Source organism: Actinoplanes sp. NPDC051633 (assembly GCF_040681735.1).
GTDB lineage: Bacteria > Actinomycetota > Actinomycetes > Mycobacteriales > Micromonosporaceae > Actinoplanes.
Map to the genome: position 1 here is coordinate 1 of NZ_JBFAZH010000053.1, position 15,247 is coordinate 15,247.

Genomic DNA, 15,247 nt, shown 5'->3' on the forward strand with positions numbered 1-15,247 from the left:
GACGCGACGGTCGAGGTGGTCGGGATGATGTGCAGGCCGGCGTTGCCGAAGACCTTGTGCCGCCCGCCGGCGATCGGCTCGAGGGAGGAGGCGACGACGCCGCGCAGGACGTCGCGCGCACCGTCCAGGTAGGAGGGGGACCGGGCCAGGTAGAAGCCCGCCGAGCGGTAGTGCAGCAGGGCCGGGTCGTCCGGGCGCAGGGCGGCCGCCACCGCCGCGTTGCCCTCGTGGCCGGACGATCCGATCGTGTAGAAGCCCTCGTTGAAGCTGCGCAGCCAGCGCGCGGCCAGGTCGAGGTGCCGGGCGGTCAGCTGGGCGTCGAAGAGCTCCTGGGCGCGGGCACCGGACAATGAGGAGCCGTCGCGCACCGGATCGTCGGGCGCGCGGCGCTCGGCGGGTGGCTCCAGGGCGGACACCGCGTCCCGGAAGCGCTCGTCGAGGTTTTGCGGGGTGGTCACCGCCCCAGCATTCCCGACCCACGCGAGGCTTGCCACGTCAGAAATCGGCCACCGCGCCGCTGATCATGTGCTGCCATCGGTTGATGAGAAGGTTGGCGCTCGGTGTGGTCTGGCTCTCGTGCACCGGTTTGTTGTTCCTGGCCATCGACCTGTACACCTAGGCCATGCGCTCAGAGGTGATCACGATCCGGACCGGCGGCCGCCCGGTGGTGCGCGACATCACCAGCGAGGCCGCCGACTTCGTCAAGGGCGCCGGCGACGGCCTGCTGCACGTCTTCGTGCCGCACGCCACCGCCGGGCTGGCCATCATCGAGACCGGCGCCGGGTCGGACGACGACCTGCTCACGGCCGTCGACGACCTGCTGCCGGCCGAGGACAAGTGGCGGCACCGGCACGGCTCGCCGGGGCACGGGCGCGACCACGTGCTGCCGGCCTGGATCGCGCCGTACGCGACGCTGCCGGTGCTCGGCGGCGAGATCGCCCTCGGCACCTGGCAGTCCATCTGCCTGGTCGACCCCAACGGCGACAACCACACCCGCCACGTGCGGCTCAGTTTCATCCAGGGTTAGTTACCCCCTAGTACGACGGTCGGCGTGACGATGTCCCTCGCGAGGGGGCAGGATGGAGGCAACTCCGCGAGCCGCACACAATGCGGCGGCGGCCGAACTCGACCTGCGAGGGACTGACTGTGGCTACGGAACGCAAGCGCCCGGTGATCAGTGACGGCCTGCCGAGCCAGCTTCCGGACATCGACCCCGAGGAAACGAACGAGTGGGTCGAGTCGCTGGACGGCGTGATCGACGATCGCGGCGCCAAGAGGGCGCGATACGTCATGCTGCGCCTGCTCGAGCGGGCCCGTGAACGCCAGGTCGGCGTTCCTCCGCTGACCTCCACCGACTACATCAACACCATCCCGCCGGAGCAGGAGCCCTGGTTCCCCGGTGACGAGTTCGTCGAGCGGCGGATCCGGGCGTTCATCCGGTGGAACGCGGCCATGCTCGTGCACCGCGCGCAGCGCCCCGAGATCGGCGTCGGTGGTCACATCTCGACCTACGCGTCGTCCGCGTCGCTCTACGAGGTGGGCATGAACCACTTCTTCCGCGGCAAGGACCACCCCGGTGGCGGCGACCACATCTTCTTCCAGGGGCACGCCTCCCCCGGCATGTACGCGCGGGCGTACCTGGAGGGCCGGCTGACCGAGCATCAGCTGGACGGATTCCGCCAGGAGCTGTCGCACCCCGGTGGCGGCCTCCCGTCGTACCCGCACCCCCGCCTGATGCCGGACTTCTGGGAGTTCCCGACGGTCAGCATGGGCCTCGGCCCGCTGAACGCGATCTACCAGGCGCGGTTCAACCGCTACCTGCAGAACCGCGGCATCAAGGACACCAGCGACCAGCACGTGTGGGCGTTCCTCGGCGACGGCGAGATGGACGAGGTCGAGTCGCTGGGCGCGATTGGCCTGGCCGCCCGCGAGGAGCTCGACAACCTCACCTTCGTGATCAACTGCAACCTGCAGCGGCTGGACGGGCCGGTCCGCGGCAACGGCAAGGTGATCCAGGAACTCGAGGCGTTCTTCCGCGGCGCGGGGTGGAACGTGATCAAGGTGGTCTGGGGCCGGGAGTGGGACCCGCTGCTCGCCGCGGACACCGACGGCGCGCTGGTCAACCTCATGAACGTGACGCCCGACGGCGACTACCAGACCTACAAGGGCGAGTCCGGCGGGTACGTGCGGGAGAACTTCTTCGGCCGTGACCCGCGCACCCGCAAGCTGGTCGAGGGCATGACCGACGACCAGATCTGGAACCTCAAGCGCGGCGGCCACGACTACAAGAAGCTGTACGCGGCGTACAAGGCGGCGACCGAGCACACCGGCCAGCCGACGGTGATCCTGGCGAAGACCATCAAGGGCTGGACGCTGGGCTCGCACTTCGAGGCCCGCAACGCCACGCACCAGATGAAGAAGCTGACCCTCGACGACCTCAAGCAGTTCCGCGACCGGCTCTACCTGGACATCCCCGACTCGGCGCTGGAGGACAACCCGTACCTCCCGCCGTATTACCACCCGGGCGCGAACTCCGACGAGATGCAGTACCTCCAGCAGCGCCGCAAGGAGCTCGGCGGGTTCCTGCCGTCGCGGCGGACCACGACGATCCCGCTGGCGATCCCGCCGACCGAGCGGTTCGGCGACGTCAAACGCGGCTCGGGCAAGCAGAAGGTGGCCACCACGATGGCCTTCGTCCGCCTGCTCAAGGACGTCATGAAGGACAAGGAGTTCGGCGCGCGCTGGGTGCCGATCATTCCGGACGAGGCGCGTACGTTCGGCATGGACTCGCTCTTCCCGACCCGCAAGATCTACTCGCCGCACGGCCAAACCTACACCTCGGTGGACCGGGAGCTGTTCCTGTCCTACAAGGAGGCCACCAACGGCCAGATCCTGCACGAGGGGATCAACGAGGCGGGTTCCACGGCGAGCTTCATCGCGGCCGGCACGGCGTACGCGACGCACGGCGAGCCGATGATCCCGCTGTACATCTTCTACTCGATGTTCGGCTTCCAGCGCACCGCGGACGAGCTGTGGGCGGCCTCCGACCAGATGACCCGCGGCTTCCTGCTCGGCGCCACCGCCGGGCGCACCACGCTGAACGGCGAGGGCCTGCAGCACGAGGACGGCCACTCGATGCTCATCGCGGCGACGAACCCGGCGGTGGTCGCCTACGACCCGGCGTTCGCCTTCGAGATCGCGCACATCGTGGAGAACGGCCTGCACCGCATGTACGGCGAGAAGCAGGAGAACATCTACTACTACCTCACCATCTACAACGAGCCGATCCTGCAGCCGGCCGAGCCGTCCGGGGTCGACGTGGAGGGCCTGCTCAAGGGCATCTACCGCTACTCGCCGGCACCGGAGACAACGGGCGCGAAGGCGCAGATCCTGGCCTCCGGCACCGGCATGCAGTGGGCGCTGAAGGCTCAGCACCTGCTCGCCCAGGACTGGGGCGTGGCGGCGGACGTGTGGTCGGTGACCTCGTGGACCGAGCTGCGGCGGGATGCGGTCGAGACCGAGGAGTACAACCTCATGCACCCCGGCGACCAGCCGCGGAAGCCGTACATCCACCGCAAGCTCGAGAAGACCGAGGGCCCGGTGGTCGCGGTCAGCGACTGGATGCGCGCGGTGCCCGACCTGATCAGCCGCTGGATCCCGGGCGACTACACGTCGCTGGGCACCGACGGCTTCGGGATGAGCGACACCCGGCACGCGCTGCGCCGGCACTTCCACGTCGACGCCGAGTCGATCGCCGTGGCCACGCTGCGCCAGCTCGCGCTGCGCGGCAAGGTGCCGTCGCACGTCCCGGCCGAGGCCGCCAAGAAGTACGCGATCGACGACGTCAACGCGGCGCCGGTCGGCGAGACGGGCGGCGACAGCTAGGAGCCACCGTCCATGAGGTGCTTCAGATGGGAGTCCAACCGGTCGAAGTTGGTCTCCCAGAAGTGGCGGTAGTGGTCGACCCAGTCGGCGGCCGGGCGCAGCGCATCGGCCTCCAGCCGGCACGGCCGCCACTGCGCCTCGCGTCCCCGGGAGATCAGGCCGGCCCTCTGGAGCACCTTCAGGTGCTTGGAGACGGCCGGCAACGACAGGTCGAACGGCTCGGCGAGCTGGTTGACCGTGGCCTCGCCGGCGGCCAGCCGGGCCAGGATCGCCCGGCGGGTCGGGTCGGCGAGCGCCCCGAAGACCACGCTGAGCTGATCCGTGGCCACGTCAGGCCGGCACGTAGGTGAGCACGGCCACCCCGGATTTCGTGGTCCAGGAGTCGGCCAGGGACAGCGCGATCTTGGTGCCGTCGTCCCACAGCTTGCGGCCCGCGCCCAGCACCACGGGGAACTGCATGATCCGGTACTCGTCCACCAGGTTTTGCTTCGCCAGGTAGTTGAGCAGGTTGCCGCTGCCGTTGACCACGATGTTGTCGTACTGCCCCTTCATCTCGCGAACGGCCTCGGCGACGTCGCCCTGGATGAAGGTGGCGTTCCACTCCGGCTCGGTCAGCGTGGTGGTGGCGACCCGCTTGGGCATGGCGTTGAACTTGCGGCCGAACTCGCCGGTCTCCGCCTCCATCTTGGGCCAGGCCTCCTTGAAGCCCTCGTACGTGCGCCGGCCGAGCAGCTGCACGTCGGCGGTCATCGTGTTCTGGAACTGCCAGTCCTGCAGCTCCTCGTTGAAGAACGGGCCGCTCCAGCCGGGCTCCTCGAAGACGCCGTCGACCGTCACGTACTCCACCGCATAGATCTTGCCCATGACACCCTCCGCATTTTACCAATCGGTTAATTAGCTGCCCGGTAAACTACCGAGGCCAATAGAGTCGGTCAAGTGAAGCTCGACGAAATCCTGCGTCTGCGCATCGCGCGGCACCATCTCGGCGCCGCCAAGGGCAAGGACGTCGTCGCCGTCGCCCGGCGGATCAGCGGACTGCACGCTCAGGTGACGTCCTCCGCCCAGGCCGCGGCCGACCTGCGTCTGCCGAAGGCCGCCGACCTGGAGCGCGCGCTCTACCAGACCAAGACGCTGGTACGCACCTGGGCCGCCCGCGGCACCCTGCACCTGCTGCCGGCCGCCGATCTCCCCCGGTGGGTGGCCGCGATGAGCACCCGCACACGGGAGAGCACGGCCTCCTGGCTGCGCTACAACGGCGTGACCGCGGAACAGATGCGCGACCTGGCCGCAGCGCTGCCGGACGTGCTCGGCAACACGCCGCTGACCCGCGAGGAGCTCGCCACCGGCCTGATCGCCGCGACCCGGCACGACCACCTCGCCGAACGGCTGACGCAGGGCTTCGGATCGATCCTCAAGCCGTTCGCCTTCCGCGGCCTGCTCTGCTCGGGCCCGCCGCGCGGCCGCAACGTCACCTTCGTCGCGCCGCAGCAGTGGCTAGGGCCGTTCGAGCCGCCCCCGGCCGAGGATGCGATCGACGCGATCATACTTGAGTACCTGGGCGCCTACGGCCCGGCCCGGCCCGAGGAGTTCGCGCGCTGGTTCGACCTCAAGCCGCCGCTGGCCAAGAAGTCGTTCCAGCGGCTGGCCGACCGGCTCACCGAGGTTCCCGGCTTCGGCCATCTGCCGGCCGAGCTCGACGGCGACGTTCCGGCCGAGGACACCGTGCTGCTGCTGCCGGCGTTCGACCCGTACGTGGTGGGCAACACCGGCCGGCTCGACCAGATCAGCTCGGGACCCAAGGCGGCGGTGTCCCGGCCGCAGGGGTGGATCTCGCCCACCCTGGTGGTCAACGGGCGGATCGAGGGCGTCTGGGAGGATTCCCCCGGGGGACCGCGGGTGTCACCCTTCAAGAAGTTGCCGGCGGCGGTGCGCCGGGCGCTTCCGGAGAAGGCGATTCTCGTCTAACCTCCGAGAAACTTTCGCGTTAGCGGGGGGACGTCAATGGCGGTCGCGGCGCTCGCCGAGCCGGTGGTGCCGGTCCGAAAGCCGTGGATCGGGCTGCTCTTCGCGGCCAATCTCGGCCTGTGGACGGCCTGCTTCACGCCGATCCAGGTGTTGCTGCCCATCCAGATCGACGAGCTCGGCGTCTCCGGCAAGGAGGCGGCGCTCGGCTGGGTGACCGGCATCGGCGCCCTGGTCAGCATCATCGTCGCGCCGGCCGCCGGGCTGCTCTCCGACCGCACCAGGCCTCGGCTGTTCGGCCGCGCCCTCGGCCGGCGGCACGTCTGGACCGTCGGCGGCGTGCTGCTCACCGTGCTGGCGCTGGTCTGGCTGGGCCAGGCACGGTCCGTGGTGATCGTCGCGGTGGCGTGGGGCCTGGCGCAGGTCGGGCTGAACGCGATGCAGGCCTCGCTGAGCGCGGCGGTGCCGGACCGGGTGCCGGTGGTCCAGCGCGGCTTCGTGTCCGGGTGGGTCGGCATGCCGCAGGCGCTCGGTCTCGTGCTCGGCGCCGTACTCGTGACCGCGATCTTCACGTCGGTCGCCTCCGGCTATCTCGCGCTCGCGGTGACGCTGCTCGTGCTGGGCGTCCCGTTCGCGCTGCTCACACCGGACCAGCCGCTCGGGTCGCGGCAGGTCGCCAAGCCGACCTGGCGGATCGGGTTGCGCGCCCACCCGGACTTCGCCTGGGCCTGGGGTACGCGCTTCCTGGTCATGCTCGGCAACGCGCTGGGCACGCTCTACCTGCTGTATTTCCTGGACGACAAGGTGCAGCTGGCCGACCCGGCGACCGGCCTGTTGATCCTGATCCTGCTCTACACGTTCGGCATGGTGGCCACCGCGGTGATCGGCGGCCGGCTCTCCGACCGCTCGGGCCGCCGGCGGATTTTCGTGGTCTGGTCCGGCGTGGTGATCGCGGTGGCCGCGATCCTGCTGGCCATCTGGCCGACCTGGCCGATGGCGCTGGTCGCGGCCACCATGTTCGGGCTCGGCTTCGGCGTGTACCTGGCGGTCGACACGGCGCTTATCACCCAGGTGCTGCCCACGGCCACCGACCGCGCCAAGGACCTGGGCGTCATCAACATCGCCTCGTCGGCGCCGCAGGTGCTCGGCCCGGCGATCTCCGCTCCCCTGGTGACCCACCTGGGCGGCTACCCGACCCTGTTCGCGGCCACCGCGGTGGTCACCCTGCTCGGCGCGGTCCTGGTGATGCGGATCAAATCGGTCCGGTAGGGGCCCGCAACGCCAAACCCAAAGTGGTAGCCCAGCGGGGCATCCGGGCCGCGGATGGCCTCGTGGGCTACCACTTTCTGTCAGGGGAGCGTCCAGCGCTGGTTCGCGCTGCCGGCGCAGTCCCAGATCTGCAGCCGGGTGCCGTTCGCCGAGGAGTTGCCCGTGGCGTCCAGGCACCGGCCGCTCGCCGGGTTGCGCAGCGTGCCGTTCGACTGCGCCTGCCACGCCTGAGCGCCGGTGCCGTTGCAGTCGTAGAGCTGGACCGGGGTGCCGTTGGCGGTGCCCGCCGCGGTGATGTCCATGCACTTGCCCAGCGCCCGCACGGTGCCGTCGCCGCCGACCGTCCAGGTCTGCGCGTTGGTCCCGTTGCAGTCGTAGAGCTGCACCGCCGTGCCGTTGGCACTGCTCGCGCCGGCGACGTCGACACACTTGCCGGCGATCCCGGTGATCCGACCGGTGCGGCCGGTCGGCGGCGGCGGCGTGGTGCCGCCGGTCGCCACCTCGTAGATGGCGCTGACCAGCGAGTTGGCGCCGGTCGCGTCCTGGGACAGCTCCCAGTTCATGATGCCGCCGGCGTTGGCCATCGCCCACTGGGTCTTGCGGCGGATCGTCGGCAGGCCGTTGTAGCACTGCTGCGCGCCGCCCGCGGTGGTGCAGTCACGGTTGGCGTTCGCCGGGTCCATCCCGACCAGCTGGCTGTACGTGTAGTAGCCCGGCCGGCTGTAGAACGGCACGCCGAGCACGGTCTTGGCGGCCGGCAGCCCCCGGCTCTTCCAGAAGTTCGCCGACGCGATCGACCAGTCGTAGTTGGCGTGCGGGCTACCGCCGTCGTACGCCATGATGTTGAGCCAGTCCACATAGCCGAAGACCGCGGGCTGCACGCCGTTCGCGGTGCCGCCCTCGCTGACCACGGCCGCGGTGAGCAGCTTGCCCTCGTTGTGCAAGGCGCCGCTGAGCTGCTGCATCAGGGCGGTGTAGTTGTTGCCCGACTGTCCGGGATCGGGGTATTCCCAGTCGATGTCGATGCCGTCCAGGCCGTACTGCCGGACGGTGTTCAGCACCGTGTTGACGAACGTCGTGCGGGTGCCGGCGTTCGCGGCCAGGGACTCGAAGGCGGAGTCGTTGCCGTCGTTCCAGCCGCCGATCGCCAGCGACACCTTGGTGTTGTTCTGGTGCGCGAGGCTGACCAGTTGCTGCAGCTTGGCGGTGTTCTCGATGGGCTGGAGGGTGCCGTTCGCGTTGGGGAGCGCGAACGAGTAGTTGATGTGGGTCAGCTTGGCGTACTGGACGGCGGTGGCGCTGCCGGCCCAGGACGGCATGTAGCCGACACTCTTGAAGCCGTTGGGGAGTACGGCGGCCTGCGACGTGCCCTGCATGGCGATCGCGACGGCGGTGCCCGCGAGCGCCACCGCCATCGTGGCGGCCGCGGCTCTGAGTGGGGATCTCATGGCCGTAAATATTAAGAAGGTTAAAAGATATTCGTCAATACACGATGTGAAGAAAGGTCGGTGACAAATCGTTCGCGGCGCGCCGTAGGCTTGCCGGGTGACTGTGCGCGTACGTTTCGCCCCTTCTCCCACCGGTGAGTTCCACGTCGGCGGCGCCCGCTCGGCGTTGCAGAACTGGATCTATGCCAAGCAGCACGGCGGCGTGTTCGTGCTGCGCATCGAGGACACCGACGCCGCCCGCAACCGTCCCGAGTGGACCGAGGGCATCCTGTCCGCGCTGGACTGGATCGGCATCGAGCGCGGCACGTACGAGGGCCCGTACTTCCAGTCGTCCTACGCCGCCGAGCACACCGCCGCGGCCACCCGCCTCTACGGCGAGGGGCGCGCGTACTACTGCGAGTGCACCCGTGAGGACGTCCAGCTGCGCAGCCAGGGCAACAAGACGCCGGGCTACGACGGGTTCTGCCGCGATCGCGGGCTCGGGCCGGGTGAGAAGCGGGCGTTGCGGTTCCGTACGCCGGACCAGGGCGAGACCGTGGTGACCGACCTGGTCCGGGGCGAGCCGACGTTCCGCAACGAGCTGCTCGAGGACTTCGTCATCGCCCGCAGCGACGGCAGCGCGGTGTTCCTGCTGGCCAACGTCGTGGACGACATCACCATGGGGATCACGCACGTGATCCGGGGCGAGGAGCACCTCCCCAACACGCCGAAACAGCAGCTGCTGTGGGAGGCGCTCGGGGTCAAGCCGCCGATGTGGGCGCACGTACCCGTGATCGTCAACGAGAAGCGGCAGAAGCTGTCGAAGCGGCGGGACAAGACGGCGCTGGAGTCGTACCGCGACGAGGGCTACCTCGCCGCGACCATGCGCAACTACCTGATGCTGCTCGGCTGGGCGCCGTCCGGCGACCGCGAGATCGTGCCCTGGTCGGTGATCGAGGACGAGTGGCGGATCGACGACGTCAACCACGCCCCGGCCTTCTTCGACATCAAGAAGCTGCGCGCCTTCAACGGCGACTACATCCGCGCGCTCAGCCACAAGGAGTTCGCCGCCGTGTGCGCGCCGTGGCTGACCGGCACCGGCACCATCGCGGCCCCGCCCTGGGACCCGGCGAGCTTCGACTCGGCCGTGTTCGCCGAGGTCGCGCCGCTGGCGCAGACCCGGATCGCGACGCTCGCCGAGATCGTGGACTACGTGGACTTCCTGTTCCTCGACGAGCCGGTCCGCGACGAGGCGTCGTGGGCCAAGGCGATGAAGGAGGGCGCCGGCGAGATCCTGGACGCGGCCGGGGTCGCGTTCGCCGCCGTGCCCGAGTGGTCGGCCGAGCCGCTCAAGGCCGCCCTCGAGGAGGTCGGCACCGAGCGGGGGCTCAAGCTCGGCAAGACGCAGGCGCCGGTGCGGGTGGCCACCACCGGACGCTCGGTGGGCCTGCCGCTCTTCGAGTCCCTCGAGGTGCTGGGGCGAGAGCGTACGCTCGCCAGAATCGCCGCCGCCCGGGCGACCCTTACCTGATCGTTATCTCCCAAGAGCAACCTTCACCCGCCCTGCGGCGTCATAGGTATATGACGATCGGGCCACCGGGTGACCGGGGCCCACACCACTCGACCGGTGTGGGTACCATCTGGCTGCCGATCAACGGCCGTTCCGATCGCGGCGGTGGATCCCAGATAGCTCCAAATCGGCCTTTAGTCAGATGCGCCGAGCCGAGTTTGCGGGAAGTCTGTCCGAGACGGCGCGCATCACGGGGCAGCGGGGAGGCCGGGCGATGGCTCGAGGGGTGATCATCCGATCGATTGCGGCTGCCGGTGTTCTGGTCGCAACCGTCGGTTTGAGCCTGGGTCTGGTGGCGGGCACGGCACAGGCGGCGCCGAAAGCGGCGAAGCCGACATCCGTCGTGATCACCGGCAAGGGCATCCAGAAGATCACCATCGATTCGGCCAAGCGTCCCGAGGCGTTCCAGTTCCTCCTCAGCGAGGTGAGCTGGATGTCCACCGCGACGCCGCAGACCACCCCGCCCAAGGCGAAGAGCCTGGGGCCGAAATACACGGTCGCGGTGATGGCCAAGAACGCTCCGCAGCAGATCTACGAGCTCTACCCGCTGGCCGTCGGCGGTCCGCGCGCGCACCGCGGGGCAAAGCAGCCGACGGGCGACAAGACGGACGGCTGGTTCTACGGCCGGCTGACGATGTCCGAGGCGCTGCGGGTCAGCGGGGTGCCGCTGAAGGCGCGGCCCGATCTGATCAGCGGCGGCATCGGCGGCGGGCTCGGCGAGCAGGTCTCCGCCAAGGAGGTCGACCCGGTCGAGACGGCCAACCAGGTGATGGTCCAGATGCGCCAGCTCTTCCTGCTCAACGGCGCCGTCCTGGTGGTCATCATGTTCGGCCTGGGCGGCATCGCCTACCTGATCCGCCGCAAGGTCTGACCGGCTAGCGGCCCACCGGCACGGGGACCTTCAGGACCGGGCAGGCCGGGTCCGGTCCGTTGCAGCGTTCGCCTTCGTCGAAGGCCGAGGACACGCGTACGTCCACAGCCAGGCCGGCGGTCTCGGCGGCGGTCAGCGGTGGCCGCCCCGCGGCGGCGTCGCCGGTTCCTCGCTCACCGGTCGCCATCACCGCGATGACCCGCCCGTCGGACAGCCGCCGGGCGATCGCCTCGTGCACCTGCCAGTCGGCGTCACGATCGTCGGTGTACCGGGTGTATTCCAGATCGTCCCCGCCGCGCAGCGGCTTCGCGCAGGCGTCGGCGTCGGCGCGGACCGGGAAGCAGAGCCCGTCCGGCGCCGCGTATGCCGACACCTCGATCAGCCCGCGCGGGCGGCCCGACCTGGAGTCCACGACGGAGTACTGCCGCCAGCCCTCGCCACGGGCCGGCTCGCGGGGCAGGGCGCGCAGCCCGCGCGGGCCGATGACCGAGGCGACGGCGCCGAGCAGCGGGTCCACCACCGGCGTCGGGCCGGGCGCCGGGGCGGCGACGCCGGGGTGGTTCGTGCCCGGGATGACGGCGGCGGTCAGGGCGTACCCGACGGCGGCGACCAGCAGCGCGGTCACCGCTCCCCCGGCCACCACCCGGCGCAGCCGTCCGCGGCGGATCAGATCGGCGCGGCGGTAGACGTCGTCCACCCCGTCGCCGACCGGCGGTTCACCGACGAACACCGTGGCCAACAGGGCGCCGAGCCGGTCCGGCGCCGCCGCCCCCGAGGAGGACGAGGGTTCGGGCTCGGCTTCGGCCGCGGAGACGGCGCCGGTGTCCTTCGCGGGCGCGGTCATGCGGGCACCGCCTCGGCCGCCTCCGCTGCCTCCGCCCCCGCGGGTGCGGCCGTCCCCTCCGCCGCCTCCGGCGACTGCGCGAGCAGCCGGCTCAGGGCGGCGGCGCCGGCCGCCGCGTAGGCCTCGACCCGCTCGTCGGACAGGTCGAGGATGTCGGCGATCTCGTCCACCTCGAACCCCTCCCAGTGCCGCAGCACGATCACGGCCCGGCACTGTGGCGACAGCTCGTGCAGCGCGTCGAGCACCAGAATGGTCTGGACCGGGTCCTCGCCGGACGCCTCGGGCGTGGCCACGAAGACGTGTTCGCGGCGCGCCCGCCGATGATGGAAAGCGGACATCACCTCGGCGCAGACGTACGCCTGCGGGTTGTCCACGCCGCCCCGGCCGCTCTCCGCGACCAGACTCGCCAGCGCCGCGCGGGTCACCTCGTCGGCGAGCACCCAGTCGCCGCCCATCAGGAAGGCGGACCTGCGCAGGTCCCGGTAGCGCTCGCACACGAACTCGTGCAGAGCCTGGTCGTCATCGGTCGGCATCTCGCCCCCGCGTCGCGTACCCGAATCGGTCTTGAAGGTCTTTTATAGGCCCCAAACCGCAAGATCATCGGAGAACTGCGACCTCGACCATCCCCACGAGGTCGTCGAGGTCGGCGTCGAACTCCGACGACGGGTCCGCCGCGGCGGCCGCGGGGAGCCCGCCGGTGACCTCGCCGGTGCCGTAGCCGAGCAGGAACGCGCAGATCATCCGGGCCAGCCGCGGCACGTCCTGCGGGCCGACGCCCGCGTCGTGCAGGACCCCGCGCAGCGCCGCGGTCAGCCAGGACGCCGAGGCGGCCGCGGCGGGCCGGTTCAGCAGCAGAGGGAAGGCGCCGGGGTGGGCGTGCGCGAGTCCCCGCACGGCCCTGCCCAGCGCCCGGAGCCGGTGCTGCCACTCGACCGCGGGCGGGTCCACGTCGAACTGGGCGCAGGCGGCGCCCAGCTCGATGTGCAGGAGATCGACCAGGCCGTCAAGCAGTGCGTCCTTGCCGCCGACGTACGGATAGAGCGCCATCGAGGTGAGCCCGACCCGCTCGGCCACCGCACGCATCGACATGGCCGCCAGGCCGTGCTCGTCGACGAGCGCGAGCGCCTGGTCCAGAATCAGCCGCCGCTTGTCGTCCACCGGTTCAACTTGGTGCCCTTTGCTGCCGGGCACCCGCGGAGCCCGGCGGACGCGCCGCGACGCCACCCGAAGGAGCGACCTAACACCAGCGTCCGGGAGGACGGCCGCGGCCGGCCACGCGGCGGCGCGGGCGGACGGCGCCGTGCAGATGAGCGCCGGCCCACCCGCGCAGGCGCGAGCGGCACCCGACCCGGGCCGGGACGTAGTCGGCGTCGTCCTCGGCGGGCGAAACAGGCTCCTCGGCCTCGGCCGGCTCGGCGCACAGCCGGCCATCATCGCGGTCGCTCATGTCGCCTCCTTCTCTCTCGCCGGTCGACCCGTTCCATCGGCAGCGCGATGCTGCGCTTTACCGGTCGGACGACACCATGCCAGGTCACCGACCGAAATCACGGGAGAGGCGCACCGCGAGACCCGACAAATCAGGCAAAGTTTCCATAACGCCGAAGGGCGCGCCACCACGGACCGGTTGTCGCCGCCCATCCTTGCTCGCTCACTCCATGGTCACCAACAACAACTCCGTTGCGTGACCAAACTAGCGGGTAACCGGGCAGTTCTCCCTGTTCAGGCGGGCAGAGGTCATCACTGCTGGTGATGCCCGACCATTAAAGATCGCAGAACGCTGGTTGCGGCGGACATGGCATGCTGGCGCTGTGGCCACCGGCGCGGATCAGCAGAGTGGGCAGCAGGGCGGCAAGCCGCCGCCGGCCGCCACGCTGCGCCGGATCGAGCGGCACGCGGGCAAGCTGGCCAGCAGCGCGGTCGCGAAGATGGACGAGACGCTGCCCTGGTTCCGGGCACTGCCCGCCGATCAGCGCTCCTGGGTCATGCTGGTGGCCCAGGCGGGCGTGCGATCGCTGGTCGAGTGGCTCCGCTCGGGCGGCACCCTCGCCGCGGACACCCAGGAACTCTCCGACGAGGTCTTCGCGGCAGCACCGCGCGCCCTCGCCCGGGCGATCACCCTGACCCAGACCGTGCAGCTCATCAAGGTGACCATCGACGTGGCCGAGGCCGAGGTGTCCGCGCTGGCCGCGGCCGGCGAGGAGGAGGCGCTCGCCTCGGCGATCCTGAAGTTCTCCCGCGAGATCGCCTTCTCCGCCGCACGGGTCTACGCCCGCGCCGCCGAGTCCCGCGGCGCCTGGGACCTGCGGCTGCAGGCGCTGCTGGTGGACGCACTGCTGCGCGGTGACACCCCGGACACGATCGCGAGCCGCGCGGCCGCCCTCGGCTGGACGGACAAGCCGCCGGTCGCGGTGGTGGTCGGCCGCACCCCGGGCGGCGACATCACCGCCGTGCTGCACTCCGTGTACCGCGCGGCCCGCCGCAGCCAGGTCGAGGTGATCGGCGGCGTGCACGGCGATCGTCTGGTCGTGGTGCTCGGCGGCGCGGACGACCCGAAGCTGACCGCCGGACACCTGCGGGGCAGCTTCGGTGAGGGGCCGATCGTGGTGGGCCCGGCGGTTCCCTCGCTGGATCAGGCGACCGAGTCGGCGCGCGCGGCGCTGGCCGGGTTCCGGGCCGCGCCGGCCTGGCCCGGGGCGCCGAACCCGGTGGCCGCCGACGATCTGCTGCCGGAGCGGGCGCTGGCCGGCGACTCGGACGCCCGGCGGATCCTGCGGCACGACGCGTACGGCGCGCTGGTCCGCAGCGGTGGCGGGCTGCTCGAGACGCTGGACGCGTTCTTCGCGGCCGGCGGGGTCCTGGAGAGCACGGCCCGAGGGCTCTACGTCCACCCCAACACGGTCCGCTACCGCCTCAAGCGGGTGACCGAGGTGACCGGACTGTCCCCGCTGGACGGGCGGGACGCGTTCGCACTGCGGCTGGCGCTGACCTTCGGCCGGCTCGATCCTGCGACATGAATCACCATCACGGTTGATGGATCGTTCAGTGATTTATCGCCATCCATATCGCCGCCAGACCGGCCAAATCCTCCCCCCACTTGTAGGAACCCAACAACGCTCGTCGTAGGGTTTCGTGCAGTGCAGCAGCCGCGCATCCAGAGCTGATCCGGGAGAGTCAGAAACGTGCTCGCCGTTCTCTCGCCCGGACAGGGCTCCCAGAAGCCCGGTTTCCTCGCCGCGTGGCTCGAGCTGCCCGGCGCCGAGGCCCGCCTTCGCTGGTGGTCCGCGCTGGCCGGCGTCGACCTGATCCACCTCGGCACGTCGGCCGATGCGGACGAGATCAAGGACACCGCGCGTACGCAACCGCTGCTGATCGCCGCCGCCCTGCTCGCGGCCGAGCACCTGCCGTTCCACGACGTCGGC

General features: G+C 70.5%; 14 protein-coding genes and 2 pseudogenes. 8 read left to right on the forward strand and 8 right to left on the reverse strand.

What is annotated here, in order from left to right; translation table 11 throughout:
- Positions 1 to 458: pseudogene (locus AB0M20_RS05510) on the reverse strand (MFS transporter); the annotation flags it as partial.
- Between the two features lie 164 nt (positions 459 to 622).
- Between AB0M20_RS05510 and AB0M20_RS05515 the strand changes: the two are divergent.
- Positions 623 to 1,027, forward strand: a complete 405-nt coding sequence (locus AB0M20_RS05515) for a YjbQ family protein (RefSeq protein WP_364294197.1) — start codon at positions 623 to 625, stop codon at positions 1,025 to 1,027.
- Between the two features lie 119 nt (positions 1,028 to 1,146).
- Entirely contained in the window at positions 1,147 to 3,885 is a 2,739-nt protein-coding gene (aceE, locus tag AB0M20_RS05520; protein WP_364294200.1) for a pyruvate dehydrogenase (acetyl-transferring), homodimeric type, read from the forward strand.
- On the opposite strand, the gene AB0M20_RS05525 is transcribed toward aceE, so the two are convergent.
- Complete coding sequence (locus tag AB0M20_RS05525; RefSeq protein ID WP_364294203.1) at positions 3,882 to 4,214, reverse strand: metalloregulator ArsR/SmtB family transcription factor; 333 nt, start codon at positions 4,212 to 4,214, stop codon at positions 3,882 to 3,884. The genes aceE and AB0M20_RS05525 overlap by 4 nt on opposite strands.
- 1 nt (position 4,215) lies before the next feature.
- Positions 4,216 to 4,749: a dihydrofolate reductase family protein gene (locus AB0M20_RS05530; RefSeq protein WP_364294206.1), complete on the reverse strand. Its 534-nt coding sequence runs from the start codon at positions 4,747 to 4,749 to the stop codon at positions 4,216 to 4,218.
- 72 nt (positions 4,750 to 4,821) lie between these two features.
- Here AB0M20_RS05530 and AB0M20_RS05535 point away from each other — a divergent pair, with 72 nt between their 5' ends.
- Both AB0M20_RS05535 and AB0M20_RS05540 read left to right on the forward strand, forming a co-directional pair.
- Positions 4,822 to 5,850: a winged helix DNA-binding domain-containing protein gene (locus AB0M20_RS05535; protein WP_364294209.1), complete on the forward strand. Its 1,029-nt coding sequence runs from the start codon at positions 4,822 to 4,824 to the stop codon at positions 5,848 to 5,850.
- A gap of 36 nt (positions 5,851 to 5,886) precedes the next feature.
- A complete protein-coding gene (locus AB0M20_RS05540; RefSeq protein WP_364294212.1) occupies positions 5,887 to 7,116 on the forward strand; it encodes an MFS transporter in 1,230 nt (409 codons plus the stop codon).
- An 80-nt stretch (positions 7,117 to 7,196) separates the two neighbouring features.
- Here the strand turns inward: AB0M20_RS05540 and AB0M20_RS05545 are convergent, their stop codons facing one another.
- Positions 7,197 to 8,564 carry a glycosyl hydrolase family 18 protein gene (locus AB0M20_RS05545; protein ID WP_364294215.1) on the reverse strand — a complete coding sequence of 456 codons (1,368 nt, stop codon included), beginning with the start codon at positions 8,562 to 8,564 and terminating at the stop codon, positions 7,197 to 7,199.
- 97 nt (positions 8,565 to 8,661) lie between these two features.
- Between AB0M20_RS05545 and gltX the strand changes: the two genes are divergently transcribed.
- Together gltX and AB0M20_RS05555 are read left to right on the forward strand one after the other, a co-directional pair.
- Positions 8,662 to 10,074: a glutamate--tRNA ligase gene (gene gltX / locus AB0M20_RS05550; RefSeq protein ID WP_364294219.1), complete on the forward strand. Its 1,413-nt coding sequence runs from the start codon at positions 8,662 to 8,664 to the stop codon at positions 10,072 to 10,074.
- A gap of 331 nt (positions 10,075 to 10,405) precedes the next feature.
- Positions 10,406 to 10,984, forward strand: a complete 579-nt coding sequence (locus AB0M20_RS05555; RefSeq protein WP_364294222.1) for a hypothetical protein — start codon at positions 10,406 to 10,408, stop codon at positions 10,982 to 10,984.
- 4 nt (positions 10,985 to 10,988) lie between these two features.
- Here AB0M20_RS05555 and AB0M20_RS05560 read toward each other — a convergent pair whose 3' ends face one another.
- The 4 genes from AB0M20_RS05560 to AB0M20_RS05575 form a co-directional block, all read right to left on the reverse strand.
- Positions 10,989 to 11,828 carry a hypothetical protein gene (locus AB0M20_RS05560; protein WP_364294225.1) on the reverse strand — a complete coding sequence of 280 codons (840 nt, stop codon included), beginning with the start codon at positions 11,826 to 11,828 and terminating at the stop codon, positions 10,989 to 10,991.
- Positions 11,825 to 12,361: a sigma factor-like helix-turn-helix DNA-binding protein gene (locus tag AB0M20_RS05565; protein WP_364294228.1), complete on the reverse strand. Its 537-nt coding sequence runs from the start codon at positions 12,359 to 12,361 to the stop codon at positions 11,825 to 11,827. The genes AB0M20_RS05560 and AB0M20_RS05565 overlap by 4 nt, the downstream gene beginning before the upstream one ends.
- Positions 12,362 to 12,425: 64 nt before the next feature.
- Positions 12,426 to 12,986, reverse strand: a complete 561-nt coding sequence (locus tag AB0M20_RS05570) for a TetR/AcrR family transcriptional regulator (RefSeq protein WP_364294231.1) — start codon at positions 12,984 to 12,986, stop codon at positions 12,426 to 12,428.
- A gap of 79 nt (positions 12,987 to 13,065) precedes the next feature.
- The gene (locus AB0M20_RS05575; protein WP_364294237.1) at positions 13,066 to 13,275 is read right to left on the reverse strand and encodes a hypothetical protein; all 210 of its coding nucleotides are present in this window, start codon (positions 13,273 to 13,275) and stop codon (positions 13,066 to 13,068) included.
- Positions 13,276 to 13,636: 361 nt separating this feature from the next.
- On the opposite strand from AB0M20_RS05575, the gene AB0M20_RS05580 reads away from it, so the two are divergent.
- Together AB0M20_RS05580 and AB0M20_RS05585 are read left to right on the forward strand one after the other, a co-directional pair.
- Complete coding sequence (locus tag AB0M20_RS05580; protein ID WP_364294234.1) at positions 13,637 to 14,842, forward strand: helix-turn-helix domain-containing protein; 1,206 nt, start codon at positions 13,637 to 13,639, stop codon at positions 14,840 to 14,842.
- Between the two features lie 165 nt (positions 14,843 to 15,007).
- Positions 15,008 to 15,247: pseudogene (locus AB0M20_RS05585) on the forward strand (ACP S-malonyltransferase); the annotation flags it as partial.

Coding starts and splice junctions, on each gene's coding strand:
- AB0M20_RS05545 (WP_364294215.1), bottom strand. CDS start 8,564: ATGAGATCCCCACTCAGAGCCGCGGCCGCCACGATGGCGGTGGCGCTC.
- AB0M20_RS05565 (WP_364294228.1), bottom strand. CDS start 12,361: ATGCCGACCGATGACGACCAGGCTCTGCACGAGTTCGTGTGCGAGCGC.
- AB0M20_RS05515 (WP_364294197.1), top strand. CDS start 623: ATGCGCTCAGAGGTGATCACGATCCGGACCGGCGGCCGCCCGGTGGTG.
- AB0M20_RS05575 (WP_364294237.1), bottom strand. CDS start 13,275: ATGAGCGACCGCGATGATGGCCGGCTGTGCGCCGAGCCGGCCGAGGCC.
- AB0M20_RS05540 (WP_364294212.1), top strand. CDS start 5,887: ATGGCGGTCGCGGCGCTCGCCGAGCCGGTGGTGCCGGTCCGAAAGCCG.
- AB0M20_RS05560 (WP_364294225.1), bottom strand. CDS start 11,828: ATGACCGCGCCCGCGAAGGACACCGGCGCCGTCTCCGCGGCCGAAGCC.
- AB0M20_RS05530 (WP_364294206.1), bottom strand. CDS start 4,749: ATGGGCAAGATCTATGCGGTGGAGTACGTGACGGTCGACGGCGTCTTC.